We start from the raw sequence: 964 nt of genomic DNA on the forward strand, positions 1-964 counted from the left end.
CTAACGCCTGAGTTAAGCCGAACCGCGTAGTGGAGCCAAAGGCATGGCAAGCTTTTCCTGCCATGCCTTTGGTGTAACGAAGCGGTTTCGGCTTGAACGAATTGTTAGACCACTAGCCGACTAACTTTGTAGCTCTCACCATTAGAAGCTATCACGCGCACTGGATGATTCTTCGCTTGCGCGAGAAGCTCTGATGTTGAAAGGGCCTTCCTGGAAAGGTCGATCGTTGCCTGCGGGAGGTCCTCGGTGCAAATGGCCGCTCTCTTGTGAGATTCTTTTATAACTTGCTTGTTCGTGATTTCTACTTGGCCCGCCATGAGCAAGCGCATATCCTGAATCAGGTATGCGGCAAGCTCGTCGTCAGATATATAGCTTCCCGGGATGTCGAGACGGAAGTCCTGTGCGGAGACGCTGCCGCCATTAGTGAAGTGGACGATGAAGTCGAACTTTACGCGATGCTCGGTCATGTTTGCCAAGTGGTCTAACACCGGAATTAAGCCGCGCCGCGAAGCGGTGTCGGCTTGAATGAATTGTTAGAGAGCTGCTCGCTACCGTTCATGCGTCCTCTCCTGCATTTCTAGACGGACTCTCTCGTGTTGCGCAGCGAACCCTTGCATCCAAGACTCAAATGCAGCGCACTCACCAGCATTGAATCCGCGCGAGTAGAGCCAGATTCTACCGTCGTGTTTGTAGATTGCGGAAATTACGTTGGACGGGTATGCGGGGTGGCCTGGGAGCGAGAAGTACGAAATAACAATGTTTCCGTTTGGCTGCGGAAGAGTTACCTTCAAGTAGCCTTCTTCCTCCGCCATCTGCGCAGCGGGATCCGCTAGAGCCTTCGCTTTCTGCGACTCAATCTGCTCGGGAGATGCGTTACGGCAGTCGGCAATGGCCGTGGAACTGCAAGACGCAATGCAAAGAGCGACTATCAGCTTGCGACAGTGCATAGAGCCCTCTAACACCT

General features: G+C 53.2%; 1 protein-coding gene. It reads right to left on the reverse strand.

Annotation, left to right across the window (positions count from 1 at the left end):
• Positions 1-104: 104 nt before the first annotated feature.
• Positions 105-467 (reverse strand): hypothetical protein, encoded by a 363-nt coding sequence (locus tag ACW5E8_RS14785; RefSeq protein ID WP_456966303.1) that lies wholly within the window; start codon positions 465-467, stop codon positions 105-107.
• Between the last annotated feature and the right edge of the window lie 497 nt (positions 468-964).

This window comes from Luteimonas sp. A649 (genome assembly GCF_054072735.1).

Coding starts and splice junctions, on each gene's coding strand:
- ACW5E8_RS14785 (WP_456966303.1), bottom strand. CDS start 467: ATGACCGAGCATCGCGTAAAGTTCGACTTCATCGTCCACTTCACTAAT.